The organism is Vibrio sp. NH-UV-68, assembly GCF_042940635.1.
In the GTDB taxonomy this organism is placed as follows: domain Bacteria; phylum Pseudomonadota; class Gammaproteobacteria; order Enterobacterales; family Vibrionaceae; genus Vibrio; species Vibrio pacinii.
The window spans coordinates 858,156-884,329 of record NZ_CP134976.1; the positions used below are offsets into that span (position 1 = coordinate 858,156).

The following is a 26,174-nucleotide window of genomic DNA, read 5'->3' on the forward strand; positions in this document are numbered from 1 at the left end:
TGCGCATGGAAACGATAGCATTCATCGGACTGGGAAATATGGGCGCGCCAATGGCCAACAACTTGTTGTCGGCAGGGTTAAAGGTTCAGGTGTTTGATTTGGTCACCGAGTTGGCAAAACCACTTGCTGCCGCTGGCGCAAAGGTGTGTGATTCGATAAAACAGGTAGTGATGGGCGCTGATGCGGTTGTTACCATGTTGCCTGCTGGTGAACATGTCACAGCGGTCTACTTAGGTGGTAATGGCTGCCAAGGTATTGTCAATTATGTTGGTGAGTCGACGGTGTTGATCGACTCTTCAACCATCGATCCTAAGTCTGCACGCTTGGTTGCGGCCAAGGCAAAAGAACGCGGTATTGATTTTGCTGATGCTCCTGTTTCTGGTGGTGTCGCTGGCGCCTCGGCCGGCACGTTAACTTTTATCGTCGGTGGCAGCGAGCAAGCTTTTATACGCGCCGAGCGTGTGTTGAAACACATGGGGAAAAACATCTTTCATGCTGGCGACAGCGGTTGTGGTCAGATGGGGAAAATATGCAACAACCTGATGTTGGGTATTTTAATGGCAGGAACCTGTGAGGCGCTTAACTTAGGTATCGCCAACGGACTTGATCCAAAAGTATTGTCTAACATCATGCTACAAAGTTCAGGGCGAAACTGGGCGCTTGAGCTTTATAATCCGTGTCCCGGTGTGATGGAAAATGCGCCGGCATCCAACCACTATCAGCCAGGCTTTATGAGTAAATTGATGCTCAAAGACTTAGGATTAGGCCTTGAAGCCGCCACGCAAAGTCAATCTTCAGTGCCGATGGGCGCTTTAGCGCGTAATTTGTATGCATTTCACAATATGAACGGCAATCAAGAGCTAGACTTTTCGAGTTTGTTTGAGTTTTATCGCTCACAGCAGCCATGATAGGGAAAGGATATGGATTTAAAGCAAAGCGTAATAGCGATTACAGGCGCAGGGCAAGGGCTTGGGCAAATGATGGCGGTGACGCTGGCTCACGCTGGCGCTGAATTAGCCCTGCTCGACGTCAATCAAAAGGCTCTTGATGATACTAAGCGTCAGTGTTTAATGTTGGGTGTCAAAGCACTGACCTACCAAGTGGATGTAACCCAAGAAGCGCAGGTTGAACAGGTGTTTGGTGACGTTGTCACCGATTTTGGCCAATTGAATGGGTTGGTCAATAACGCTGGGATACTGCGTGATGGACTCTTGGTTAAAGTCAAAGATGGTAAAGTGTCGAAGATGTCGCTTGAGCAGTTTAATGCGGTGATTGACGTTAACCTTACCGGAACGTTTTTGTGTGGTCGGGAAGCGGCAGTGCAAATGATAGAGACTCAGTCTCAAGGGGTGATCATCAATATTTCTAGTGTCGCAAGAGCAGGCAACATCGGTCAAACTAACTACGCGGCGTCAAAAGCGGCAGTCGCAACTTTGGCAACAACTTGGGCGAAAGAGTTAGCACGTTACGGCATTCGAGCAGCGGCAATTGCGCCCGGTGTGATAGAAACACCCATGGCTGCGCAAATGAAACCAGAAGCGATGGCACGCCTTGAAGCAATGATTCCTGTCGGCAGAATGGGAAAAACCGCTGAAATTGCGAACACCGTCAAGTTTATCTTCGAGAATGATTACATCAGCGGTCGGATCTTAGAAATAGACGGCGGGATAAGAATGTAAATCACGCTTTGTACTCTTTAACTAGATTTGGTCTCTATATTGTCAGCTCGCATTGCGGGCTTTTTTCTTTTCTCCAACCCCTGACAAAGTGATAACATCAGACAAATGATAACACTATGATTTACCGATAATTGTAAGGAATAATCACGCAATGGAACTGGATCTTTTTCTCGATAAACTGGCTCAATCTCCGTCTTTAATCCAATTTGAAGAGACTATGGCCGCGATTGACGCATGCTACATCTTTACCCCCACCGCATTTACCAATGGTGATGTCCGTAATGAAGCCAATCAAAACAACGGCTCATGCAAAATTTTTGCTTTTGCTAAGCTCAACGAACTGCCACCAGAGCTAACGTTGGCTTGCTTCGGACAGTACTATCGTCACGATGTATTAGAAAATCCACAAGGGTGTGATCACGCCAATATTCGTAATTTTATGCAATATGGCTGGCAAGGTATTGAGTTTGATGGCCCAGCGTTAGTGGCTAAAGCGTAATAATCTGAGTAGGAGCGTTATGCTCCTTTTGGAGTCACCATGAATAATCAACAATTAGCGACGTTTCTTGATACTTTTACCTGCGCGCAAGCGGATTACCCTTTTGGGCCAGATGCACTGGTTTATAAGGTCAAAGGTAAGATGTTTGCCATTTTGTCACACAGGGAAGGGCGTGAGTATGTCACGGTCAAGGTCGTGCCAGAAGATGGTGAAGTGCTTAGCGCGCAGTTTGCCGATATTACTCCCGGTTATCATACCAACAAGCGCCATTGGGTGACGGTTTATTACCCAGGAGATGTTGAAGATGGCCTGATTGAAGATTTGTGCGAGCGATCTTATCAGCTTGTTGTAAGCAAGTTACCTAAAGCGCAGCGCGCTTTACTGGCTTGAATGGTTTGTTTTTGCTGCTCAAAAAGCGTCAGATTAGATCAAACAAGCAGCATGTTGGTTCAAAACTCAGCAAACAAAATAAAAAGTGATGTTTTTGTTTGACTCTTCTCGCTCAATCCGTAAAGTATGCATCGAACGCAACGGTGAGTAACCTAAAGCGTTGAAAGAAAAGGGCGCGTTGGCAGAGTGGCTATGCAGCGGATTGCAAATCCGTGGACCTCGGTTCGACTCCGGGACGCGCCTCCATTTCTTTATTAAATTTTAGATGGTGTTTATCGTACTAAACGGCATCACAAAGTAATTTGTGTGCCCTGGTGGTGGAATTGGTAGACACAAGGGATTTAAAATCCCTCGGCGTTCGCGCTGTGCCGGTTCAAGTCCGGCCCGGGGCACCATCTATTCGCTCATAGAGCACAAAGGCGCGTTGGCAGAGTGGCTATGCAGCGGATTGCAAATCCGTGGACCTCGGTTCGACTCCGGGACGCGCCTCCATTACTTAACAAAGCCAGTCCTAGTGACTGGCTTTGTTGTCTCTGGACTTTATTGACTGCGCAGTTTGTTTTTTATTGGCTAAGGATTTGGATGTTGCTGCGTTGCGGTTAAGTCGACCACCGCCACTCCGTTTTTGCCATTCTTCTTAATTTTGTACATGGCACTGTCTGCGCGTTGGTAAATGTCTTCAAAACGGTGGTGCGAACCCGAGAAAAGACACACCCCAATACTAAAACCAATCTGAGACTGTGGCGCTGATAGCGTTGTGTGTGGGGAAGCATGCGTTAGGAGCGAGTCGCACAATGCCATTAAATCATCGTGCTGTGAAGCGTGACAAAGGATCACAAACTCATCGCCACCCAGTCTGCCGATTTGTGCCTCATCAGGGCAGAGCGTTTTCAAGCTATCGGCGATATTAATCAGTAATCGATCACCAGCGTGATGGCCAAGTTCATCATTGACCGCTTTAAAGTTATCGATATCAAAAAAGACTAACGCATTAGTGCCGTTATTAAGCTGATCACTGTTACCTTGCAGCTGGTAAAAAGCTTGCTCGATCGCGCTACGATTAAGTAAACCGGTCAATGGATCGCTGTTGGCCAGCTTGGCGAGCTGTTGTTCGTAACGTTTTTCTTGGGTGATGTCGATATGGGTGCCCATCATCCGCAGCGGTTTACCCTCGGCATCATATTCAACAATTCGACCTCGATCCGATACCCAGCTATCACTGCCATCTTTATGTAACATGCGATGAACGACTTGATATAAGTCGGTTTTACCCGCGAGATGATCTTCAAAGGCACCGACAGCAAGATCGTAGTCGTCGGGGTGGAGGTTACTTTTCCAGGTTTCGACCGTCGCCGTTAGCTCGTTGGGCTGATAGCCGAGCATTTTACCCCATTGCATATTGAAAATGGTTAAGGTGCCACTAGGGACGTGCTGCTCCCAGAGACACAGTCCATTGCCATCAAGTGCTACGTTGAGCTTCTCTTGCAAACGTGCATTTTCGCTCTTGAGTTGTTGGTTCTCTTTTTCTAGTCGCGCAATCTTTTCTAAGTACTCTTCCATGTCATTCCCTTACCCTGCGACTTCAGGTTGAGGTCAATATACGCATGTTCGAACTAAATTTCTATTAACTCACTCGACAAGTTCTCGCCAAAAAGTCGCCTTGCAATGCTCAATTTTGCACGCAAATGCAGGAAGCTTGCACATGTTTGGTGCGGTTTATTAACGGCGATTTCTTATTTGTCTGATATATATGAGTTTTTTGTTTGGCACCTAACTTGCTCAGATTGTTCACAGCCCACTTTAATGGGTAACCATAAAATGACTATGTACAGGCAACGAAGCCTCTCCCCCAAAGGAGAGGCTTCGTCGTCATTGAGGAGCGAGAAATGACCAAGGAATGTATTAAAACTGCCTGTCCATATTGCGGTGTTGGATGTGGTGTCGAAGTCAACCAACTGGGCATCACAGGGGACAAAACACATCCTGCCAATCAAGGCGCGCTGTGTGTTAAAGGTTCGGCATTGGCGCAAAGCTTACAAATGCCATCTCGGTTGCTCTATCCGAAATTCAATGGCCAAGAGATCAGCTGGGATAATGCCACCGATATTATTGCCAATGCTTACCACAGCGCTGTGACCGAATATGGTGAAGATTCAACCGCCATGTATGTCTCTGGTCAACTGCTGACAGAGGACTACTATCTGGCCAACAAGTTTATGAAAGGCTTAGTCGGTAGCGCTAATATCGATACTAACTCTCGATTATGTATGTCCTCGGCCGTGGTGGCACATAACCGTGCTTTCGGTGAGGATGTCGTCCCGGTGAACTACAGCGACATTGATAGTGCCGAGTTGATTGTCATTTGTGGCGCAAATACAGCGTGGACGCATCCGGTTTTGTTCCGCCGCATTCAGCAAGCACGAGAGAACAACCCCCAATTAAAGCTGGTGGTGATTGATCCTAGAGAGACGGTTACCGCTCAGCAGGCGGATCTTCATTTGGCTATCAGCAATGATGGTGATTGTGACTTGTTCAATGGTCTAGTGCGTTATTTACGAGACACTAATGGTTTGAATCAGGCATACATCGACGCACATACCACAGGGTTTGATTTGGTGGCGAAGCAAGTGATGTCTGGCCAATACACGTTCAATCAATTGAGTGAAACGTTGCAACTGAGTGTGGAGCAATTGAGAACCTTCTACCGCTGGTTTGCCGATAACAAGCGGGTTATCACCCTGTTTTGTCAGGGCGTCAATCAATCACAGTCTGGATCTGATAAAGCGAATGCGATCATTAATGCCCACTTAGCTACGGGTAAGCTCGGTTATCAGGGCGCCGGGCCGTTTTCAATAACTGGCCAACCGAATGCGATGGGAGGGCGTGAAGTTGGCGGATTGGCAAATCAACTGGCGATTCATCGTGGTTTTGATCCCCAGTCGATTCAACTAATAAGCGACTTTTGGCAAACCTCACGTGTTGCTCGTAAGCCCGGGCTGAAAGCGGTCGATATGTTTGAAGCGGTTGAACGAGGTGACATTAAAGTTATTTGGATTATGGCGACCAACCCGGTTGTCTCTATGCCTGATAATCTGTTCGTCCGTCGGGCATTGGAAAAGTGTCCAATGGTGATTGTTTCTGATATCACGGTTGATTCGGATATCGCCCAATATGCCAACTTGTTATTACCTGCCGCTGGTTGGGGTGAGAAGCAGGGCATGGTAACGAACTCTGATCGGATGTTAACGCGTCAGCGTCAATTTATTGCAGCGCAAGGTGAGGCCAAGTCCGATTGGCGAGCGATAAGTGAAGTTGCTGCAAAATTATCACTGTTGCTCAAGCAGGAAAACGGTTTTGATTTCCAATCTGAAGTGGACGTCTTTCGCGAATATGCGGCCATGACTGGGTTAAACAGTGACAGCGGGTTATTACTCGATTTGTCTCAGTTTGATGCGATCAGCGCGCAGGAGTACCAGGATTGGCAACCTCAACGGTGGGGAGGAGAGCGCCCGTTCGCAGACGGTCAGTTTAGTTACCCTGATGGTAAAGCGCGATTTGTTGTCACTCAAGATCGTGATGAAACACCTCAAGACACATGGTGGCTAAATACGGGACGTCAAAGGGATCAGTGGCACACCATGACTCGCACGGGGCATATTGCCCACTTAGCGGCTAGCGAACCTGAGCCTACCGTGTATTTAAATAGTCGTTGCGCTGCTTATTTAGGCGTTAAAGAAGGCGAAGTTGTCGCGCTTTCTGCTCATGAATCCTTGCATCGCATTGTGACTAAAGTCGCCATCGATACAGGGCTCGGCGACAAACAGCTATTTATGTCGATGCACTGGGCGGGCAAATATGGCCAAAACACTCAGGTTAATGCAATATTAAGCCGCGACGTCGATCCGCACTCAGGTCAGCCGGCGTTTAAGTCTCAAGCGGTTTCCATCGCGCCAATTGATGTCAAATGCTATGGGTTATTTCTCGGAGAGCAATTTAAGCCTGAGCCCAAGCTTTATCAGTCATTCCAAAGTGAGCAGCACACTGGCATCTGGCGTTTTGCCGATACGGCGTACGTTGAGAAAAATGACCATCTAAGTTTGGGCATTAACCAATCACAACGCAGAGTCGTGCTCGATCTTGCAAGTGGATGGCTTGCAGTCGGTATTGATGATGCGGGCGAGCAGCAGATTGTTCGCTCTCTGATGATTGTCTCAACTCAACCTTTGGCGTCGAATGCGTCTCAGCTGGCAGGTTTGATTGGCAGGCCGCTACGTTTTTCTGAACTACTGAGCATCGTCGCACAAGAGGAGACCAGTGAGTTGGTCTGCAGCTGCTTTAGAGTGAGCGATACACAGATACAGCGTGCATTGCAAAGCGGCGATTGTGACAGCGTCAGTCAACTTCAAAATAAGCTGAAATGTGGTTCAAACTGTGGCTCGTGTTTACCTCAAATTAGTGCTTTGGTTAAACAGCACAACCAAGCTCGCGTCGTTAATCAATAGGAATGCGGATATGAAAATGCAACAGCAACAGCTAGATAAAGAAGGCGCTGAAATGAGTTTACGTGGTGCAGGATTCAGTCAACACCACTATGCCTGGCACTCTAACAGTAGTAACCAAGCCCAAACGACAACCAAGCAAGGGCGGGTGTTTCTTGTCGGCGCTGGGCCAAATGATCCTGAACTGCTGACCGTTAAAGCGATGAAGTCGATCCAAGCGGCAGACGCGATTGTCTATGATCGACTGGTTAACCGAGAAATTTTACAACTTGCTGCGCCGGATTGTCAGTTAGTTTATGTTGGCAAACGTTGTGGACAACCTAGCTTAAAGCAAGCGGAAATTAGCCAGATCTTGGTCGAACTGGCATCACTTGGGAAAAACGTGGTGCGCCTTAAAGGTGGCGATCCCTTTATTTTTGGTCGTGGTGGAGAAGAAGGGCTTGAACTTGCCAAACACAATATTGACTTTGAGGTTATCCCAGGCATCACTGCAGCGATTGGTTGTGCGGCATCGTCCTATATACCGCTGACTCATCGAGAGTTGGCACGCAGCGTAACGTTTGTGACGGGGCAAGTGGTAACGGGCGCACTACCTGCGTGGTCTCAGCTTGTTGGTGCTGGGCAGACACTGGTGTTTTACATGGGATTAGAAAAAGCATCGCAAATCGAGTGTGGTTTGATCGAGCATGGTTTAAGATCTGACTTCCCACTGGCGATCATCACACATGGCTGCAGTCGTCAGCAGCAGGTGTATGTATCAACTTTAAGTGAGTTGACCGAAAAAGCGCTGCAACTTAAAGGGGTAAGTCCAGCATTGATTATCTTAGGCGAAGTGGTCAAACTGCGTAAAGAATTGAATAAGACCGTCGAGTCAGTGATTTCACACGAGGTAATATGAGCACAATATTGGATTGCATTCGCACAGTAGGCCGAGGAGAGCGTGGTCGTAAGCCACTAACCTTTGATCAGGCTTATCAAGTTATGGATGAGTATCTCAGCGGTCAATGTGGCGATGATCAAATGGCGATGCTGCTGATGCTGATCCGTGTACAAAATGAGACCAAGCAGGAGATTGCTGGATTTGTAAAAGCCTTTCAGTCACGGGTGCCAAATCTTGGTGCAGATATCGACTGGCCATGTTATGCGGGCAAACGGCGCAGTGCAGGCCAGCCATGGCACTTACTTGCGGCAAAAATTCTTGCTGATGATGGGTTTAAGGTGTTGTTGCACGGCTATCACGATAGACCCGCAGGTCGGTTACATGCCGAAGACTATTTACAGGCGTTAGATATAGAACTAGCCGACTCTGTGCAACACGCTGAGCAACTGCTTAACTCGCATTGTATTGCGTATTTACCACTTGATCGGTTTGCTCCTCAGGCTGAAACCATGATTGGTTGGAAAAATCGTTACGGTTTGCGCACTCCGATCAATACGGTTGTGCGTGCACTTAACCCTGGTGGGGCGCGACTAGGTATTCGCGGTAGTTTCCATCCAGGGTTTCAGCAACTTCATGCTGAAGTTGAAAGTGAGATCGGGTTAACTCAACATGCGGTGGTCTCATTTAAAGGCCAGTCGGGTGAGTCGGAGTACAATCCTAAAGTCAGTCAGACGGTGTGGGTGAGCAGTGCCAACGGGGTTGAGTCGCACTACTGGACTGAGCGCTTGTTAACAGAGATCCCGTTGCCGAAAAGATGTGTGTTTGCAACGGCGATCGAAGAGCAAAAAATGATGGCCAATACGGTGGTTGCAACGATGGCCGCGATTTTGTTTGCTGAGTTTAACGACTATGAGCAGGCCTTTGAGAAAGCTTACTCGTTGTGGACCGGCTACTGCGATTCTTCTGAATTCTAATTGTTGGCACATTCCTTGTTATGTCTCTTGTAGATAGAGAGATAAACAAGGAATGTTAATGAACAACAAACTCTCCAAAAAACCACTGATTATTTGTAGCGACCGTGTAGAAGAGCAGGTTCGCTTAACCACATTGCTTGCGTCAAATTACGACAATTTGCTTACCTGTCATTTTGGACAACTTGAACTGATGTTAAGCCAAGAGCCCTGCGCGATGGTGGTCGCAGGTTGGCTCTCTCCTTGCGCTGAATTGAGAGTGATCATCGAATTATGTGCTTTAAAAAGCCATCCACTGTTGGTGGTGCTTAAACAATTAAAGTCCAATGATATTAATCGTTTACCTGAAGCAATGGATTACGTTTTGTTGCCTGCAGATTCACAGTTTTCGCTTGAGCCTTGGATTGAGCATGCGAGTAATCTTCGCAGCACGGTGGCAAGCTATCAGCAACAGATCAGTAAGCTTAAGCATCAAATCGAAGATCGTAAAGTGATTGAAAAAGCCAAAGGTATGTTGATGAAGATGCAGCAAGTCGATGAAGACACCGCCTACCAAGCCATGCGTAAATCAGCGATGCAATCAAGCCAGTCATTGGCGCAGGTCGCGAAAAATCTGTTACACACCTTACAAGCGTTTAAATAAAGGACTAACACTTTAGGGTTATGAGAAAAAATCCGCATTGGTGCGTGGTGCACTATGAGTAAGCAGGTTAATACAGTAGGGGCATGGGAATTTCATTAAGTTATTGATAAATAAAAGTTAAATAACTTGGCACGTTACTTGGAACAGTCTCTTCAGCAATAAACACAATTTGTTCAAAACCCTACCTGGCATTATCAACGGCGGTAATCAAAGGAAGCAATGGCGCTACGACTCTTAGGAGACGTAGCGCTTTTTTATTTGGAGAAAAGTTATGAAATGGACGTCACTGATAAAACAATCGGCATTGGCCTTAACATTGACCTCGAGCTTGTATGGCCCGTTGTCATGGGCGCAAGTCGGTGAGCCTGAGATCGAAGACTTAACGTTTGGTTTCATTAAGCTGACCGATATGGCGCCGCTAGCGATCGCCTACGAGAAAGGCTTTTTTGAAGATGAAGGTTTATACGTCACCTTAGAATCTCAGGCCAATTGGAAAGTTTTGCTTGATAGAGTGATTGATGGTGAGTTGGATGGTGCACATATGTTATCGGGCCAACCGTTAGGTGCGACGATAGGTATCGGCACCCAAGCTGAGGTGATTACTGCTTTTAGTATGGATTTGAACGGCAACGCGATTACCGTATCAAATAAGACGTGGCAACAAATGAAACCTCATATCGCCAAGCAAGCCGATGGCAAACCCGTTCACCCGATTAAAGCGGATGCGCTTAAACCCGTCGTTGAAGGTTACTTAGATCAAGGTAAGCCTTTCAAAATGGGGATGGTTTTTCCGGTTTCTACCCATAACTACGAGCTGCGTTATTGGTTAGCCGCAGGTGGCATACACCCTGGTTACTATGCCCCACAAGCTGGCGATAATAGTGGTCAACTTAATGCCGATGTACTGCTTAGTGTAACGCCACCACCACAGATGCCTGCGACGATGGAAGCGGGAACGATTGAGGGCTATTGCGTTGGTGAACCATGGAATCAGCAAGCGGTGTTTAAAGGCATTGGCACCCCAGTGGTGACAGATTACGAAATCTGGAAAAACAATCCTGAGAAAGTGTTTGGCGTGTCGAAAAGCTGGGCTGAAAAGTACCCCAACACACATATTCGCGTTGTTAAAGCGCTGATCCGCGCTGCGTACTGGTTGGATGAAAACAACAACGCTAATCGCGCTGAAGCAGTCAAACTACTGGCTAAAAGTGAGTACGTTGGTGCGGATTATGAAGTGATTGCCAACTCAATGACAGGCACGTTTGAATATGAAAAAGGCGACGTTCGCGAAGTGCCAGACTTTAACGTTTTCTTTCGCTACAACGCGACGTTCCCATACTACAGCGATGCGATCTGGTATCTCACTCAAATGCGTCGTTGGGGCCAAATCGCCGAAGAAAAACCGGATGATTGGTACATGAACATCGCCAAACAAGTTTACCGACCAGATATCTATCAGCAAGCGGCTCAAGCTTTGGTTGAAGATGGTGTGCTGAGCGGTAAAGACTTTCCTGACTTTTCGCAGCAAGACGGTTTTCGCGCTCCGCAAACTCACTTTATCGACAATATTGTTTATGACGGACGCACGCCCAACGCTTATTTGAAAAAGTTCGCGATTGGTCTCAAGGGTAAAGATAAGGTTTAACCACTTGGTTAGAGGGACGTTTTGTCCCTCACTGAATTATCACAAACAAGGATGTATGAGGAGTCGTTATGTCGAGTAATGTTATCTCTCTAATACCTACACGCGAGGCAATGGCGAGTAAAAGTAAAGCGATATTATTGCCATTGATCGGAATCTTGGTGTTCCTAATGATGTGGCACTTTAGTGCTCGTCAAGTAGAAACGTCACTGGGAACACTGCCTGGACCGGCACAAACCTATCAACAATTTAGCAATCTGGTTGTGGAGCACTGGGATGAGCGAGCCAAAGGGGTGGCGTTCATTGAGCGTCAAGAAAAACGTAATGCGGCAAAGCTTGCCAAAGATCCAGATGCGCAAGTAAAGCTACGCCCCTATACGGGCAAACCGACCTTTTTCGACCAGATTGTGACCAGCTTAGTCACAGTGGCAAGTGGCTTTGTACTCGCCACTATCATTGCGATTCCGTTGGGCATCATTTTGGGGTTAAATCAAGCTGCATATCAAGCATTTAATCCAATTATTCAACTGCTTAAGCCCGTGTCCCCACTGGCTTGGCTACCGATTGTCACCATGGTCGTTAGCGCAACTTATGTCAGCGATGATCCGATGTTTGCCAAGTCGTTTATTAACTCACTGTTAACGGTTGCCCTATGTAGCTTGTGGCCAACTCTTATTAATACCGCTGTCGGGGTGACCAGTGTCGACAAAGACCTCATCAATGTGAGTAAGGTGCTGCAACTCTCTTGGTGGCGCCACATTAGGATTATTTTGCTGCCTTCTGCAGTACCGATGATTTTCACCGGTTTGCGGTTGTCACTTGGTATCGCTTGGATGGTGTTGATTGCGGCAGAAATGCTGGCGCAAAACCCAGGTCTTGGAAAGTTTGTTTGGGATGAATTTCAAAACGGCAGTTCGGCATCATTGGGGCGGATTATGGTGGCAGTTATCACGATTGGTCTGATTGGTCTGTTGCTCGATCGCGGTATGTTGCAGCTGCAAAAATGGCTTTCTTGGAATAAACAGCAGGCATTGCGCTAAAAGGAGTTCTCTATGTCTAAACCATTACTCGACCTTACCCAATTAGGGATGCGCTTTCCAACCAATAATGGCGAATTTATCGCACTAAAAAATGTCAACTTAGCGATCAATAAAGGCGAGTTCATTTCGTTAATTGGTCACTCTGGTTGTGGGAAGTCGACAGTGCTTAATTTAGTCGCCGGGCTCAATTTACCGACCGATGGCGGTGTCATCGTCGATGGGCGAGAGGTTAGCGGTCCGGGCCCCGAGCGAGCGGTTGTATTTCAAAATCACTCATTACTACCTTGGTTAACCGTGTATCAAAACGTTGAGCTGGCGGTGAAACAGATTGCGGCCAAGCACGCCGGTCAGCAGGAAATGAAAGGTTGGATTCAACACCAAGTGGATCACTACCTCGACTTGATTCAGATGTCTCATGCGGCGGACAAAAAGCCCGATGAAATTTCAGGAGGAATGAAGCAGCGTGTAGGGATTGCACGGGCGTTAGCACTCAAGCCGAAAGTGTTATTGATGGATGAACCGTTTGGTGCACTTGATGCGTTAACGCGCGCACACCTGCAAGATTCTTTAATGAAAATACAGGCAGAGCTAAATAATACCGTGATCATGATTACTCATGATGTAGACGAAGCGGTGCTGCTTTCAGACAAAATAGTGATGATGACCAATGGCCCTGCGGCAACCATCGGCGAAGTATTATCGGTCGATCTGCCAAGGCCACGTGATCGTATCGCGCTTGCGGAAGATTCACGCTATCAGAAGTATCGACAATCGGTATTGCGTTTTTTGTATGAAAAACAGTCGAAGTCGGTGGCACCTGTTGTGAGTCACCAATCCGCAACCGATGAGTCTGCCAAGTTAGCCTAAGGAGAGAACTATGCAACATATTGTAATCGTCGGCAATGGGATGGTTGGTCATCACCTCGTCGCTCAGCTCGTTGAGCGTGGTGCCCACTTAGAAAAAAAGATCACTGTTGTCGGGGAAGAGCGCTTTATTGCTTATGACCGAGTTCAGCTATCTTCACTGTTCGCAGGAAAAAGCCACCAAGATTTAATGCTGAGTAGTGAAGAGTGGTATTCGCGCCATGGCATAGAATTGCTCCTGGGCAGTCAAGTCACGAAAATTGATCGAGCCAATAAGCATTTAATCCTCGATGAAGATAGCGTCATCGGATATGACAAATTGGTACTAGCGACGGGCTCATTTCCTTTTGTTCCGCCGATTGAGGGTAAACAACGCGATAACATCTATGTCTACCGAACCCTCGATGATTTATCCGAAATTAAAACCGCCAGTCAGGGGGCCAAAAGTGGGGCGGTAATTGGTGGCGGATTACTTGGTCTTGAGGCGGCTAACGCACTTAAATTGCTTGGTTTGAAGACGCATGTGATTGAGTTTGCACCACGTCTGATGCCTGTTCAATTGGACGAGGCAGCAGGCCAAGTGCTCAAAGAACAAATCGAGGATTTAGGGCTTTCGGTGCACACCTCAACCGCCACCGAGAGAATCTGCGATGGCGAGACGGCGCGTCACCGAATCGTATTTAAAGACTCACCGGCGTTAGAAGTCGACGTGATTATTTTCTCGGCGGGTATTCGACCGCAAGATGCATTAGCGCGCCAAGCAGAATTGCTCGTTGGCGAGCGAGGGGGCATCGTTATCGATAACCATTGCCAAACCAGCGACAAAGATATTTATGCGATCGGTGAATGTGCCCTTTGGCAGGAGAAGATCTTTGGACTGGTTGCTCCTGGTTACACGATGGCACGCGTCACCGCTGATGGTCTATTAACCGGTGAGAGTAAAGGCTTTACTGGTGCGGACATGAGTACCAAATTAAAGCTCTTGGGCGTAGATGTTGCTTCGATTGGCGACGCACATTCTGTTACCGACGGTGCTCAGGAAATGGTGCTACAAGATTCCGTCAAAGGCATCTACAAGAAGCTGGTGGTCGATGAGACAGGAACTCAGCTATTGGGTGCAATTTTGGTCGGTGATAATAGCGATTATGACGCGTTGCTTCAGTGCTATCTCAATCAAACCTCACTGCCTGATCACGCAGCAAATCTGCTGTTCGATACTTCGATGTTACAAGGCGAAGTGGCGGATACTGCGATCATTTGTTCATGTCACAATGTCACTAAAGGGGACTTAGTCACCGCGATTCAGGCAGGAGTGCATGACTTAGCGACCCTCAAACAACAAACCAAAGCAGGCACAGGTTGTGGTGGCTGTAGCAACATGGTGAAGACGGTACTCGATACTGAACTGAGCGCGATGGGCGTTGAAGTCAATAATCATATTTGTGAACACTTTGAGCTTTCACGCCAAGAATTATTTCATCTGTGTCAGGTCGAGAAGATCAAAGATTTCGAAGCCCTACTTAGCCAACACGGTAAAGGTCACGGTTGCGATTTGTGTAAACCCACGGCAGCGTCGGTGTTTGCGTCATTGTGGAATGAACACATCATGGAACCACAACACAGCTCGTTGCAAGATTCCAATGACGCCTTTATGGCCAATTTACAAAAAGATGGTTCTTATTCCGTGGTTCCGCGCGTTGCAGGAGGCGAGATCACTCCAAATAAACTGATCGCGTTAGGTGAAGTGGCGAAGCAGTATGACTTGTATACCAAAATTACCGGCGGGCAGCGCGTGGATCTGTTTGGGGCTCAGGTTGAGCAGTTACCGCAAATATGGCAGTCATTAATTGATGCCGGATTCGAGACGGGTCACGCCTACGGTAAATCATTAAGAACGGTGAAATCATGTGTTGGCTCAACGTGGTGTCGCTATGGTGTTGATGACTCGGTTGGGTTAGCGATTGAGCTAGAAAATCGCTACAAAGGACTACGTGCGCCGCACAAGCTAAAGTTTGCGGTTTCAGGTTGTACGCGTGAGTGTGCCGAAGCTCAAAGCAAAGACATCGGGGTGATTGCGACAGAAAATGGTTGGAACCTTTATGTTTGTGGCAATGGTGGAATGCGACCAAGGCATGCCGACCTGATTGCCTCCGATTTATCGAAACCAGAGCTGGTTGAGCTGATTGATCGTGTGCTGATGTTCTATGTACGCACTGCTGATCGCTTGCAGCGCACGTCTGTGTGGTTAGAAAATCTTGACGGTGGGCTTGACTACCTAAAACAAGTCGTCATTGATGATTCACTGGGTCTGGCGCAATCATTACAAGCGCAGATGCAACATGTGGTTGATACCTATCAATGTGAATGGAAAAGCACGTTAGAGGATCCGGAGAAATTGGTCAAATTTAAACCCTTTGTCAACACCGATCAGGGCAGTACTGCATTGCCTTATCAACGTGTTCGTCAACAACGTATCCCGGTTAAGGAGGTAGGCTAATGGAAGTACTAGAACGAGTAACGATATGTCAGTTACAGCAGTTAACGCCTTTTGAAGGGCGCGCCGCATTAATAGACGGAGAACAAGTTGCCCTCTTTTATCTGGCGAATTTAGGTGTTTTCGCGATTCAAAACTGGGATCCCATTGGTAAAGCTTACGTATTATGTCGTGGTATTGTTGGTGACGTTCATGGTGAGTTGTGCGTCGCGTCCCCGCTCTATAAGCAGCACTTCAGTTTGCAAAGCGGTCAGTGCATTGAAGATCCCGACATCGTACTCAAAACCTGGCCAGTACAACTAGTCGGTCAAGACGTTGTGTTAATTCACTAACCTAAAACAGAAAGTGGGCCAAGTTGGCTCACTTTATTGTTGTAACCGCGACTAAGCAGAACATGGACTGGCTTTGGTGGCCATCTCGCGTTTTCTCATTGGCATGCGATCAATCACACGTTTGACTTGTTCCCAATCTGTTGCGCTTCCCCAGCGCAATTTTTCATGCCCGTCTTTACCTATCAGCACAGCAGTGTGCGAACCCGGCTCAATATTGTAAACGGCAAACAGTTCATTGAGGTTGAACTCATATTTGACCCACTTAGGTTGGGTAAAACCATCTTCAGTGACGACGAGTGCAATCAAATCTCGGTCTTGTAATTGACACTTATTGATCAGCGTCTCAAGCAAAAACTGTTTAACGTGCTCATCGTTGGTTGGCGCAAAATAGATCACACTTCGATGCGCCCACTGCGATGAGTAGCTAGGAAAGCCCCAACTTGTTGAGCTAAACAGTGTTGTTGCTGCGATCAGCAAGAGTAGTCGCATAACCCTGACTCCTTGACTAACGGTCAAAAAACGTTCTATTCTTTCTTTTACGTTAAGTGTAGGTGTTAAGCTCAGTTTCTAATCACTCAATCAAGAATTTCTATGCAGACCTTGCACACAACGTGGCGCGCTGCATACCAAGTTCAAATCGTCGCAGTAAACAAAAAAGGGATGCAATTTTGCATCCCTTGTTGGTTATTCGCCAGCTACTGGTTGGTTATTCGCCAGCTACTGTTTGTTGTTTGGTTTTGACACTCGCAATCAGCATATAGATACATGTTGCCAGCAAGGCTGCAAACAAGTAACCCATAAGCCCTTGATTCCCGAGCATAAACCAGTCAGCAGCAACCGGGCCCGCTACAGAGCCAATACTGTAGCTAAATAGCATGACTTGTGTCGCCGAGACGATAAAACTCGCGTCCAGTTTGTCACAAGCTAAGTTGATTGCGATAGGATAAAGCGCAAATGTCGCCATACCAAGCAAGAACAGTGAGATACCTAACGCGTCAACGCCACTCACCATCGAGGTGAAACTGATCGCCGCCACGCCGAGCAGACAGAACATCGCCATCAGTAGCGTACGTCCAAAGAACTTCGACAACCATGGCACAATCGGTTGCACAGCCATGCCACCAAGAATGACCACGGCCATCAGGCTACCAATGTCACTATGACTGATGCCGCGCTTTTGTAGCTCGATAGGCATTAAACCGTAAATTGCGCCCAGCGTGAGCCCTGAAACAATACAACCAATAATAGCCGCGTGATTGAGCTTGCTAATTTGCTTGAGTGAAAGCGGTGTACTGTGTTCGCTTTGTGGTTGTTCACACTCTCCAAATAGCAGTACGACCACGGCCATAATTAATAAAGTAATAATAGCAATAAATGGCACACCACCTGACACGCCAATGACGCCAATGCCTAATTGACCTAACGCACTACCGCCGTAGAGTGAGCCCATGTAGAGCCCAAGACGTTTAGCGCGTGCACTTTCATCGCCGTGGAGCAGCCATGATTCAACGATGACAAACACGCCAGCCACTGCCATGCCTGCGACAAATCGCGCAACAATCCAAGTTGCTGAGTAAGGCAGCAAAGGCAGGGCGATGATAGTGGCGATAAACGCGACTAAACACCAAACAAAGGCGTTACGATGGCCCACTTTACTGACTAAAGGCTCGATCATTACCGCACCGATCAGCAGACCGGCGTAAAATACGCTAGCAAGCCAACTGGCGAGAGAAAAGTCCAGGCCATACGTTGGCAGCATGAGGGGAATCAAGCTCATAAGGTAACCCGATGCGACTGCATATAGAGCAAGCGCAATAACTGGTACAGAAATGCGAGCTTTTGAAGTCGTAGCAACCGTGTTTTCCAATGTCTTTGCCTCAGTCAAATAGAATAAGAAATAACTAAAAATCGGCGCGACTATGTGGTTAAAGCAATTGAAGGTAAAGCGAAAGATTTTGCTCATAACGATAAATAATATTTATCGTTATGAGCAGTGCATAATAGATAAAAAAAGTGGCCAAATTATGCAATTTTGACCACTTTAATTGTAATTTTATAGATAAGCTTATTTGGTTAGTGCCTGGTTAAGCCATTGATCAAATTGACTCTTAGGAAGGGCGCCGTTAATGGAGTCGACTCTTTTGCCATTTTTAAACACCATAATGGTTGGAATGCTACGAATTTGATGCTGTGCTGCAAGGTTTTGCTGATTTTCGGTATCAATCTTCACAAATCGAACCATTCCTGAGCGCTCGGCAGCGACGTCGGAAAAAATCGGTGCAAAGCCGACACAAGGATTACACCAAGGAGCCCAAAAATCGACCACGACCGGAACGTCACTAGCCAAAATCGCGTTAAAGTTAAGTTCGGTTCCTTCGATAGGCGCACCGTCGAGAAGCGGAGATTGGCACTTGCCACAATTTGGCGTTTCATTGATGCGCTCTGTTGGAATACGATTGATACCCGAGCAAGATGGGCAGCGTGTATTAAAGGTAGACATGATATTTCTCTCGTTGTTCTTTTCAATTAGGTGACAGTAAATGCCATAGCTAGTTATACTCTGAATCGAACGAGTGATACAAATAACAAATAATGAATTCATAGGCTCAGAATGAAAAATTTCTATGCAGAAATTGTCGGTTGGGGGAAATGCCTACCGCCAACCAAGCTCTCCAACGAGGACTTAAGTACTTTTCTTGATACATCGGATGAGTGGATTCGAACCCGAACTGGGATTGAAAACCGTCGAATCAGCCATGTTGATACTTCAGATATGGCAACCGTCGCGGTCAAGCATGCTTTGGCGTGTGCGGGTAAAACGGCCGATGAAATTGATCTTATTATCATCGCCACCTGCTCACCGGACTCTTTAATCCCTAATATTGCGTCTAAAGTATCGCAAAATCTTGGCATCAAAGCGGCAGCAGCTTTTGATTTAAACGCTGCTTGTACTGGTTTTGTTTATGGTTTGGAAACTGCCACGCGCTTGATGCAGGCAGGTAACTATCAAAATGCGGTTGTTGTTGGCGCGGAGCGATTGTCGTTTTTTATTGACTGGACGATGCGTGATACGGCCGTTTTATTTGGTGATGGTGCTGGCGCCGTGGTTTTGACCCGCACAGAACAACAAGTTGGACTGCAACAAGCACAATTGGGCTGTGATTCAAAAGGGCGAGATATTTTATCAGTGCCGAAATTTGGCACCTCAATGGATCGTTTTGCAGCAGAGAACGGCTACTGGGACTTTAACTTTGTCGGCAAAGAGATCTTTAAGCGCGCCGTGAAAGGGATGGGCGCTGCGGCACATAGCGTGTTAACGCGCAGCGAGTTGTCTACTGATGACGTTGATGTGGTGATTCCCCATCAAGCGAACATCCGCATTATTCAAACCTTATGCGACCTAGCTGGTATTAGCCAAGATAAAGCCTTTGTTAACATCCATAACTACGGCAACACGTCGGCAGCAACCGTGCCGATTGCGCTGTGTGAATCGCTTGAGCAAGGTTTTGTTAAACCTGGCGATAACTTATTGTTGGCAGCCTTTGGTGCGGGTCTTACATGGGGAGCCGGGCACATTAAGTGGGGCGAGCGCGTGACCCCACTAGGCTACAGTGAAGCTAAGTTACCTGAGTGTGATAAATCTGCTCTGGAATTGCTTAGTGAAGCGATTGAATACTGCCAGCGCAAAGGGCAATAATCTTCTACTATAAAGCAAAGTGATCAAACCGCGCGTCAGGCGCGGTTTTTTATTTCTCGAACACGATGTGCGCTCACGCGAGCAAAAACAGTCACTATATTCTGCATTACTCAATTCGCTACAGAAAAATCGTTGAGAAGTCAGTATTATATCGGGCAAAGCATAAGAATGATAAAGGGTTTGCATGAAGTTTCTTCATACCTCTGATTGGCACTTAGGCCGTCAATTTCATAACGTCTCTCTGCTAGAAGACCAAAAAGTGGTGCTTGAGCAGATCATTGATTACCTCAAGGCTAACCGAGTGGATGCGATGGTAATTGCAGGCGACCTGTATGATCGCTCCGTTCCGCCAACAGCTGCGATTGAAGTGATGAATGATTTTGTTGATCGTGTCTGTGGTGAGCTTGGCGTGCCTATCATTCTTATTCCTGGTAATCACGATGGTGCGCAGCGTCTTGGCTTTGGTTCGGGACGTATGAAAACCGCAGGGCTGCATATTATCAGTAATTTTGAGCAGATGTTGCAGCCAGTGGTGATTGAGTCGGATCTCGGTCCAGTTGCCTTTTATGGCATGCCTTATAACGATCCTGAGTTAGTTCGCCATCATTTTAAACAGTCAGTCTCGACGCACGATCAAGCGCATCAATACCTTTCGCAGCAAATTCAACAGCAATTTAAACCTGGACAGCGCAACGTGTTGATCAGTCACTGCTTTGTTGACGGAGCGATTGAATCGGAGTCAGAACGTCCGTTGTCTATCGGCGGCTCAGATCGCGTCAGTCATGAGCATTTCATCCCGTTCGATTACGTCGCGCTCGGGCATCTTCATCAACCGCAGAAAAAAGGCGCAGATTATATCCGTTATTCTGGTTCGCTGATGAAATACAGCTTCTCTGAGCAACATCAGAAAAAGGGCATGACACTAGTTGAGTTTGGTAAAGAGGGTTTTTTAAATGCGACCCACATTGATTTGGTCGCGCCCCATCAAATGCGTATTATCGAAGCGGAACTGGAATCGATTGTTGAACAAGGCAAAACGGACCCAAATAACCACGATTATCTGTTAGTGCGGTTACTTGATAAGCACGCGATTTTAAACCCAATGGAAAAGCTTCGGGTCAGCTACCCCAATGTATTACATCTAGAAAAACCGGGCATGTTGATTGGCGTTGAGCAACAAATGGCGGCGGCTAAACTGGCTCGTAGTGAAGTTGATATGTTCCGTGACTTTTTCCTTGAAGCGCAAGATACACCGCTGAGTGATGAGCAAGAACAAGCCATTCTCGACATCATCAAACAGCTAAATCAGCAATAAGGGCGAGCAATGAAACCGACCAAATTAACCATTCAAGCATTTGGCCCTTTTGCCACGACAGAAGTGATTGATTTTACCCAATTAGGTAGCCATCCGCTGTTTTTGATTAATGGACCAACAGGCTCAGGCAAAACCTCTATTCTCGATGCGATCTGTTTCGCGTTGTACGGTGAAACCACCAGTAATGAGCGGCAAGGTATACAAATGCGCTGCGACCAGGCGGCACTTGATGTCGCAACGGAAGTTGAGCTGGAATTCGAACTCAATAATAAGCACTATCGGGTTAAGCGTGCGCCAGAGCAGCAAGCACCGAAAGCGCGTGGTGAGGGCACCACAACGCGCAAACACACCGCCGCGCTTTATCAGATTGATGGTGAAGAAAAACTTATCACCAGTAAAACAGCGCAGGTAAAAGGGGAAGTGACGGCACTGTTAGGGCTTAACGAAACCCAATTCCGTCAGGTGATGGTGCTTCCTCAAGGCAAGTTTCGCGAACTGTTACTGGCGAGTTCAAAAGAGCGAGAAGCGATATTTGGCCAACTGTTTCAAACAGATGTGTATAAAAAGATTGAATACGCACTGAAAGATAAAGCAAGTGCTATCAGTAAAGCGAAAGATGAGTTTGACAACCAAATTCGCGGCGCGCTGCAGGTGGCTGAAGTAAATAGTGAGCATGCGCTTGCCGAGCGACATACGCAACTAGCTCAAGAGCTCGAAGAGGCCAAAGCAGGCGAGCAGGCCCAAAGAGATAACGTCAATCTTGTTCAGAGTAAGTTGCAAAAAGCGCAAGCAGTAACCGAACAATTTACTAAGCTAGAGGCAAGTAAAGCAAGCTTGCTCTCTCATCAAAGTAATCGTCCTGCCATTGATGCGCTGAGTGGGAAGATTCAGCTCGCCCTTCAAGCCAGAAAGTTGGCTGTAACTTATTCGAGTTTGCAAAGCGCGTTAAAACAGCATGCTGAGTTTAAAAGTAATATCGCCACTATTGAACAACGTCAAACTGAAGCTGAGCAACAACGAAAAAGTAGCCTGCAACAATTAGACATTGCACAGAAAAACGCTGAACAATTGACATCACTGACAGAGCAAGGCTACCAACTTGAGCAAGTGAAAGTAAGATTGGGTGAGAAAGCAGAACTCGAACAGCAAGTTAATCAGTTAGAAGCGAACAAGACTGATTTAGAGAACAAGTTGGTAAAGTATCAAGCGTTAAAAGATCAGTTGACGGTTGATGCTGAAAGTGGTGCCAAGAAACTGGAACAAGCACGTAAAGATGTCACGCAAAAGGCGTCACTTGAAGCCGAACTGATTGGCAATCAACGTGTACTGTCTGACTTGAGCAAACTCGACAAGCTTAAAGTGGAACTCGTTACGCTTGAGTCACAAACCGATAGTAAGCGCACAACATTAGATCAAGCCAGTAAGGCGCTAAACGCTAGTCAGCAACACGCCAATCAACTTGAGATGAACTGGCATAGCGCGCAAGCGTCTATTTTGGCGCAGAAATTACAAGCTGGGCTTGCGTGCCCAGTGTGCGGTAGTTGCGAGCATCCCGCTCCAGCGCCAAGTGTCGATCAACAAATCTCGAAACAAGCAGTGCAGCAGGCACGCGAGCAAGAACGTGCTGCGCTAGATGCGTATAATCGCGCCAGTAATAGCCTTGAACAGCATCAACACGCGATAGCTCAGCAATCTAAATTAATTGCGCAAGCACAACAGGATCTTGGTCAGCATGCGAGTAGTGACATCAAGTCCTTGTCAGAAGCGATCAATCAGCAAAAGCAAAAACTTGAATCTCTGTCGTTAATTGATTTAGACGCCATGGAAAAATTAGTTGTTGAGTTAAACCAACGTTGTATTAACGGCGAAGAGAAAATTAGCCAGCTTAAAGAGCAAGAGTTGGCAAATAACTCTGCACTGACGGTGCAAAAGCAGCAACTGCAAAAGTTAATTTCTAGCTACGATGTTAAGTACACCTCGTTAGAGGTTGTGCAGCAGCATTATCAGCAAAACTACCAGAAAATCGAGCAGCTTAAGCTGGCGTTAGAGACGGCGCAGCAGGCCAGTAAACAAGCGGATCTTGTTATTGCTGACATTGAGAGTCAAGCCAAAACAAATCGTGAACTTCTCGACAAAGCGGCGCATCAGTTGAGCTTAATCGAACAACAGTGGCAGGCAGAACTTGCCGAGTCGACACTCGACAACGAACAACAGTTTATTGAAAGCAAAACGTCAGATGAACAGCTAGAGCAGTGGCAGAAGACGCTTAATGACTATAACCAGCAGACGACCAAGATAGAGCAAACTATCGCAGATCTAGCCGAACAGTTAAAACAGGTCGACAAACCACAATTAGGCGCAATCGAAACAGAGTTGGCCACGGCCAATGCTGAGTACCAAATTTTACGTAACAAGCTTGATAGTGTCTATTCTGAGTATCAACGTGTTGAAAAAGTCCAGCAAGACATTGCACGTTTGCATGACAAGAACAGCCAACTTGAGGCGCAATATAAGGTTTATGGTACTTTATATGATGTGACCAGTGGTAAAACAGGTAGTCGAGTCAGCTTGCATCGATTTGTGCTCGGTGTATTGCTCGATGATGTGCTTATTCAGGCCTCGCAACGTTTGTCATTGATGAGTAAAGGTCGTTATCAACTGGTGCGTAAAACGGATGGATTTAAAGGGGCGGCAGGCCGAGGCCTAGACTTGAGTGTTGAGGATGGTTACACGGGTAAAGCGCGCGATGTCGCCACTTTATCGGGCGGTGAATCTTTTATGGCAGCACTGGCGCTGGCGCTTGGGCTTTCTGATGTGGTGCAGTCATACAGCGGAGGTATTCGCCTTGATACCTTGTTTATAGATGAAGGCTTTGGCAGTTTGGATCCTGAGTCACTGGATCTGGCCATCCAGACGTTGGTCGACTTACAGCAATCTGGAAGAATGATCGGCATCATCTCGCATGTCAGTGAACTTAAAGAGCAGATGTCACAAAGGATCGATGTTTTTTCGAGCCGAGTAGGAAGCACAATTCAGCTAGTGGTCACATAAACAAAGTGTCAATGCTCTACTGAGCGTAGGCTTTAGATAAAATGTGCTAAAACTTAATTAGCACGATGAAATTTAAAATAACCACCGGGGCTGCTTTGCGCGGTAAGGAAGTGAATGGACGCAATTCTAGACTCGATTCGTAAGGTCTATCAATATGCTGAGCCCAACCTCACTTTGGTTGGGTGGATGGGGCTGATTGGTTTTCCTACTTATTATTATATTTGGAGTGAACTTTTTCCTCAGCCGTATGAGAACCTTACCCTGCGTATAGCATGCTCAGTGCTGTTTGCTGGTATTGCTCTGCGACTCTATCTACCTAAATATTTGCAACGGTATTTAGCTGAATATTACTTTGTCTCTATCGGTATTTGCCTACCATTTTTCTTTAGCTTCATGATGTTTATGAATGAATGGTCAACGATTTGGGCAATGTCTTTTATGGCCTCGATCTTCTTACATGTCCTACTGATCCACCAAACACGTTTGATGCTTTCTCAGGCAGTCGTTGCTATAGCCGCTGCCTACTTCATCGTTTATGGTTTTGATCTAGAAGCCGTTCAGCAACAAATGGTTTTGCCCTACATTCCGATTTTTCTGTTTACCTATGTTTTTGGTAATTTATTTTACTTTCGTAATCAAGCGGGTCATGAGGTTAAAGTGTCGCTCGCTAAATCATTTGGTGCGGGTATCGCTCATGAAATGCGCAACCCTCTCAGCGCACTTAAATCTTCTTTAGACGTACTTGACTCATTGCTGCCACCACTGAATAACAGTCATGCTGCGAGTTACAAGTTAACCGAGCAGGAGGTAGCCATTGCGCGAGAAATTCTGACTGATGCCGATGAAGTGATTCGTACTGGTAATGAAACCATTGATTTGCTTCTTACTTCAATTGATGAAAATCGAGTCTCAAGAAATACGTTTAAGAAGCACTCTATTCGTCATGTTGTGGAAGGATCATTGCGAAGTTTTGCGTATAAGAGTGGCAAAGACAAACAGGCCGTTAACTTATTGCCCGGAGATGACTTTGATTTTTTTGGCAGTGATGCGCTAATAAAATATGCGTTGTACAACCTACTCAAAAATGCCTTTTACTACCAAAACGATAGCGGGTTTAAAATATCAGTCGAACTGAGGTGTTTTGAACGGCACAATGAATTGGTGTTTACTGATAATGGTGTTGGCATTGAGCCTGATGTGCTAGACAATGTATTTGAAGATTTCTATACCTTTGGTAAAACAGGCAGTTATGGTTTGGGCTTGCCTTTTTGTCGTAAAGTCATGGTTGCCTTAGGGGGGCAGATATGCTGTCGCTCTGAGCTCGGTCAATGGACGGAGTTTACACTGCGTTTTCCTCTGTACAAATCAAAAGAAGTGGTCAACATTAAAGCCGATATCATGAAATCAAAATCTGTACTTTATATTGGCGGCCAGAGCAAACCATTTCGCCTGATCAACGAAGAGGCTTTTTATCGCGGTTTTCGCCTGCGTCAGTTATCACTGGAAGCAGCGCGCAATAAACAAGAGTATGAATTTGAATTTGACCTCATCATTATCAATCTAGACGAAGCGATAGAGAACCCAGACGCCTTACACGAGCTTGAGAGTAAACTGCATTTCACTGAAGGGCGGATCGTATTTCTGTTTAATCAACAAAATCGCTATCACAATGATATTGAACGCCATTTAACCGTGTATCCAGTTGAGGTCCATACCTTTTTACTAAAAACGGGGGCAATATTAGATGAATTGCTGTTTGAAACTCCGAGCACGAATCGAAATCTTTTACCGCGTAAGCGTGTAGTGACAGGGAAAACCATCTTATTGGCTGACGATAACCACTCACTGAGAACTTACACCGCTATTTTACTCGAGCAACAAGGCTTTGACGTGTTGCAAGCGGAGGATGGACAGCAAGCGCTTAGCGTAATAGCAGATCGCCAAGTGGACTTAATCATCATGGATCTCGAGATGCCTTTAATCGATGGCTTGCAAGCGACTGAGTCAATCCGGCAGTCACAAGCAACGTATTCAAGTATACCCATATTGGCTTATACCGGCGATTCGAGCCCAGAAACGATAGAAAAAATCCAACAAGTCGGTATGAATGACTTTATTGTTAAACCTGCAGATACCAGTTTATTACTTGATAAAATTGCTAACTGGATATAAAAGCCC

21 protein-coding genes and 3 tRNA genes are annotated in these 26,174 nt (G+C 46.5%); 20 read left to right on the plus strand and 4 right to left on the minus strand.

Annotated features, from left to right (window positions below; genetic code table 11):
* Nucleotides 1–5 precede the first annotated feature (5 nt).
* From mmsB to ViNHUV68_RS18240, 7 genes are all read left to right on the plus strand, one after another.
* On the plus strand, nucleotides 6–908 hold the full coding sequence (mmsB, locus tag ViNHUV68_RS18210; RefSeq protein WP_391090503.1) for a 3-hydroxyisobutyrate dehydrogenase: 903 nt from the start codon (nucleotides 6–8) through the stop codon (nucleotides 906–908).
* A 12-nt stretch (nucleotides 909–920) separates the two neighbouring features.
* Nucleotides 921–1,679, plus strand: coding sequence for an SDR family oxidoreductase (locus tag ViNHUV68_RS18215; protein WP_391090504.1), 759 nt, complete (start codon nucleotides 921–923; stop codon nucleotides 1,677–1,679).
* Nucleotides 1,680–1,830: 151 nt separating this feature from the next.
* Complete coding sequence (locus ViNHUV68_RS18220; protein WP_391090506.1) at nucleotides 1,831–2,178, plus strand: HopJ type III effector protein; 348 nt, start codon at nucleotides 1,831–1,833, stop codon at nucleotides 2,176–2,178.
* Nucleotides 2,179–2,217: 39 nt separating this feature from the next.
* Nucleotides 2,218–2,568 (plus strand): MmcQ/YjbR family DNA-binding protein, encoded by a 351-nt coding sequence (locus ViNHUV68_RS18225; protein WP_038176413.1) that lies wholly within the window; start codon nucleotides 2,218–2,220, stop codon nucleotides 2,566–2,568.
* Between the two features lie 172 nt (nucleotides 2,569–2,740).
* Nucleotides 2,741–2,814 (plus strand) — tRNA-Cys (locus tag ViNHUV68_RS18230).
* Between the two features lie 62 nt (nucleotides 2,815–2,876).
* Nucleotides 2,877–2,963: transfer RNA gene (locus tag ViNHUV68_RS18235), tRNA-Leu, on the plus strand.
* Between the two features lie 23 nt (nucleotides 2,964–2,986).
* Nucleotides 2,987–3,060, plus strand: a tRNA-Cys gene (locus tag ViNHUV68_RS18240).
* A gap of 78 nt (nucleotides 3,061–3,138) precedes the next feature.
* Here ViNHUV68_RS18240 and ViNHUV68_RS18245 read toward each other — a convergent pair.
* On the minus strand, nucleotides 3,139–4,128 hold the full coding sequence (locus ViNHUV68_RS18245) for a diguanylate cyclase domain-containing protein (RefSeq protein WP_391090508.1): 990 nt from the start codon (nucleotides 4,126–4,128) through the stop codon (nucleotides 3,139–3,141).
* Between the two features lie 326 nt (nucleotides 4,129–4,454).
* On the opposite strand from ViNHUV68_RS18245, the gene ViNHUV68_RS18250 reads away from it, so the two are divergent.
* The 9 genes from ViNHUV68_RS18250 (at nucleotide 4,455) to nirD (ending at nucleotide 15,933) form a co-directional block, all read left to right on the plus strand.
* Nucleotides 4,455–7,070 carry a molybdopterin-dependent oxidoreductase gene (locus ViNHUV68_RS18250; protein WP_391090510.1) on the plus strand — a complete coding sequence of 872 codons (2,616 nt, stop codon included), beginning with the start codon at nucleotides 4,455–4,457 and terminating at the stop codon, nucleotides 7,068–7,070.
* 16 nt (nucleotides 7,071–7,086) lie between these two features.
* On the plus strand, nucleotides 7,087–7,965 hold the full coding sequence (gene cobA / locus ViNHUV68_RS18255; protein ID WP_391091867.1) for a uroporphyrinogen-III C-methyltransferase: 879 nt from the start codon (nucleotides 7,087–7,089) through the stop codon (nucleotides 7,963–7,965).
* The gene (locus tag ViNHUV68_RS18260; RefSeq protein ID WP_391090512.1) at nucleotides 7,962–8,921 is read left to right on the plus strand and encodes a glycosyl transferase family protein; all 960 of its coding nucleotides are present in this window, start codon (nucleotides 7,962–7,964) and stop codon (nucleotides 8,919–8,921) included. Before cobA ends, ViNHUV68_RS18260 begins: the two co-directional genes overlap by 4 nt.
* A gap of 58 nt (nucleotides 8,922–8,979) precedes the next feature.
* Entirely contained in the window at nucleotides 8,980–9,561 is a 582-nt protein-coding gene (locus ViNHUV68_RS18265) for an ANTAR domain-containing protein (protein WP_391090514.1), read from the plus strand.
* A gap of 271 nt (nucleotides 9,562–9,832) precedes the next feature.
* Nucleotides 9,833–11,206, plus strand: coding sequence for a CmpA/NrtA family ABC transporter substrate-binding protein (locus tag ViNHUV68_RS18270; protein ID WP_038176422.1), 1,374 nt, complete (start codon nucleotides 9,833–9,835; stop codon nucleotides 11,204–11,206).
* A gap of 68 nt (nucleotides 11,207–11,274) precedes the next feature.
* Nucleotides 11,275–12,243: an ABC transporter permease subunit gene (locus tag ViNHUV68_RS18275; RefSeq protein WP_391090516.1), complete on the plus strand. Its 969-nt coding sequence runs from the start codon at nucleotides 11,275–11,277 to the stop codon at nucleotides 12,241–12,243.
* Nucleotides 12,244–12,255: 12 nt separating this feature from the next.
* The gene (locus tag ViNHUV68_RS18280) at nucleotides 12,256–13,110 is read left to right on the plus strand and encodes a nitrate ABC transporter ATP-binding protein (RefSeq protein WP_391090518.1); all 855 of its coding nucleotides are present in this window, start codon (nucleotides 12,256–12,258) and stop codon (nucleotides 13,108–13,110) included.
* A gap of 10 nt (nucleotides 13,111–13,120) precedes the next feature.
* A complete protein-coding gene (gene nirB, locus ViNHUV68_RS18285) occupies nucleotides 13,121–15,604 on the plus strand; it encodes a nitrite reductase large subunit NirB (RefSeq protein WP_391090520.1) in 2,484 nt (827 codons plus the stop codon).
* Nucleotides 15,604–15,933, plus strand: a complete 330-nt coding sequence (gene nirD / locus ViNHUV68_RS18290; protein WP_038176428.1) for a nitrite reductase small subunit NirD — start codon at nucleotides 15,604–15,606, stop codon at nucleotides 15,931–15,933. Before nirB ends, nirD begins: the two co-directional genes overlap by 1 nt.
* Before the next feature lie 51 nt (nucleotides 15,934–15,984).
* Here the strand turns inward: nirD and ViNHUV68_RS18295 are convergent, their stop codons facing one another.
* The 3 genes from ViNHUV68_RS18295 to trxC all read right to left on the minus strand — a co-directional run bounded on the left by ViNHUV68_RS18295 (nucleotide 15,985) and on the right by trxC (nucleotide 18,433).
* Entirely contained in the window at nucleotides 15,985–16,422 is a 438-nt protein-coding gene (locus ViNHUV68_RS18295) for a DUF4174 domain-containing protein (RefSeq protein ID WP_391090522.1), read from the minus strand.
* 217 nt (nucleotides 16,423–16,639) lie between these two features.
* Nucleotides 16,640–17,800 (minus strand): MFS transporter, encoded by a 1,161-nt coding sequence (locus ViNHUV68_RS18300; protein WP_391090524.1) that lies wholly within the window; start codon nucleotides 17,798–17,800, stop codon nucleotides 16,640–16,642.
* A 198-nt stretch (nucleotides 17,801–17,998) separates the two neighbouring features.
* Complete coding sequence (gene trxC, locus ViNHUV68_RS18305; protein WP_391090526.1) at nucleotides 17,999–18,433, minus strand: thioredoxin TrxC; 435 nt, start codon at nucleotides 18,431–18,433, stop codon at nucleotides 17,999–18,001.
* Nucleotides 18,434–18,544: 111 nt separating this feature from the next.
* On the opposite strand from trxC, the gene ViNHUV68_RS18310 reads away from it, so the two are divergent.
* The 4 genes from ViNHUV68_RS18310 (at nucleotide 18,545) to ViNHUV68_RS18325 (ending at nucleotide 26,168) form a co-directional block, all read left to right on the plus strand.
* Entirely contained in the window at nucleotides 18,545–19,630 is a 1,086-nt protein-coding gene (locus ViNHUV68_RS18310; protein ID WP_391090528.1) for a beta-ketoacyl-ACP synthase 3, read from the plus strand.
* 184 nt (nucleotides 19,631–19,814) lie between these two features.
* A complete protein-coding gene (locus tag ViNHUV68_RS18315) occupies nucleotides 19,815–20,945 on the plus strand; it encodes an exonuclease SbcCD subunit D (RefSeq protein ID WP_038176436.1) in 1,131 nt (376 codons plus the stop codon).
* Between the two features lie 9 nt (nucleotides 20,946–20,954).
* Complete coding sequence (locus tag ViNHUV68_RS18320; protein WP_391090530.1) at nucleotides 20,955–23,996, plus strand: AAA family ATPase; 3,042 nt, start codon at nucleotides 20,955–20,957, stop codon at nucleotides 23,994–23,996.
* A gap of 114 nt (nucleotides 23,997–24,110) precedes the next feature.
* A complete protein-coding gene (locus tag ViNHUV68_RS18325) occupies nucleotides 24,111–26,168 on the plus strand; it encodes a response regulator (protein ID WP_391090532.1) in 2,058 nt (685 codons plus the stop codon).
* Nucleotides 26,169–26,174: the final 6 nt, after the last annotated feature.

Coding starts and splice junctions, on each gene's coding strand:
- ViNHUV68_RS18325 (WP_391090532.1), top strand. CDS start 24,111: ATGGACGCAATTCTAGACTCGATTCGTAAGGTCTATCAATATGCTGAG.
- ViNHUV68_RS18320 (WP_391090530.1), top strand. CDS start 20,955: ATGAAACCGACCAAATTAACCATTCAAGCATTTGGCCCTTTTGCCACG.
- mmsB (WP_391090503.1), top strand. CDS start 6: ATGGAAACGATAGCATTCATCGGACTGGGAAATATGGGCGCGCCAATG.
- nirD (WP_038176428.1), top strand. CDS start 15,604: ATGGAAGTACTAGAACGAGTAACGATATGTCAGTTACAGCAGTTAACG.
- ViNHUV68_RS18225 (WP_038176413.1), top strand. CDS start 2,218: ATGAATAATCAACAATTAGCGACGTTTCTTGATACTTTTACCTGCGCG.
- ViNHUV68_RS18315 (WP_038176436.1), top strand. CDS start 19,815: ATGAAGTTTCTTCATACCTCTGATTGGCACTTAGGCCGTCAATTTCAT.
- ViNHUV68_RS18260 (WP_391090512.1), top strand. CDS start 7,962: ATGAGCACAATATTGGATTGCATTCGCACAGTAGGCCGAGGAGAGCGT.
- trxC (WP_391090526.1), bottom strand. CDS start 18,433: ATGTCTACCTTTAATACACGCTGCCCATCTTGCTCGGGTATCAATCGT.
- ViNHUV68_RS18265 (WP_391090514.1), top strand. CDS start 8,980: ATGAACAACAAACTCTCCAAAAAACCACTGATTATTTGTAGCGACCGT.
- ViNHUV68_RS18220 (WP_391090506.1), top strand. CDS start 1,831: ATGGAACTGGATCTTTTTCTCGATAAACTGGCTCAATCTCCGTCTTTA.
- ViNHUV68_RS18280 (WP_391090518.1), top strand. CDS start 12,256: ATGTCTAAACCATTACTCGACCTTACCCAATTAGGGATGCGCTTTCCA.
- nirB (WP_391090520.1), top strand. CDS start 13,121: ATGCAACATATTGTAATCGTCGGCAATGGGATGGTTGGTCATCACCTC.
- ViNHUV68_RS18270 (WP_038176422.1), top strand. CDS start 9,833: ATGAAATGGACGTCACTGATAAAACAATCGGCATTGGCCTTAACATTG.
- ViNHUV68_RS18245 (WP_391090508.1), bottom strand. CDS start 4,128: ATGGAAGAGTACTTAGAAAAGATTGCGCGACTAGAAAAAGAGAACCAA.
- cobA (WP_391091867.1), top strand. CDS start 7,087: ATGCAACAGCAACAGCTAGATAAAGAAGGCGCTGAAATGAGTTTACGT.
- ViNHUV68_RS18295 (WP_391090522.1), bottom strand. CDS start 16,422: ATGCGACTACTCTTGCTGATCGCAGCAACAACACTGTTTAGCTCAACA.
- ViNHUV68_RS18275 (WP_391090516.1), top strand. CDS start 11,275: ATGTCGAGTAATGTTATCTCTCTAATACCTACACGCGAGGCAATGGCG.
- ViNHUV68_RS18215 (WP_391090504.1), top strand. CDS start 921: ATGGATTTAAAGCAAAGCGTAATAGCGATTACAGGCGCAGGGCAAGGG.
- ViNHUV68_RS18250 (WP_391090510.1), top strand. CDS start 4,455: ATGACCAAGGAATGTATTAAAACTGCCTGTCCATATTGCGGTGTTGGA.
- ViNHUV68_RS18310 (WP_391090528.1), top strand. CDS start 18,545: ATGAAAAATTTCTATGCAGAAATTGTCGGTTGGGGGAAATGCCTACCG.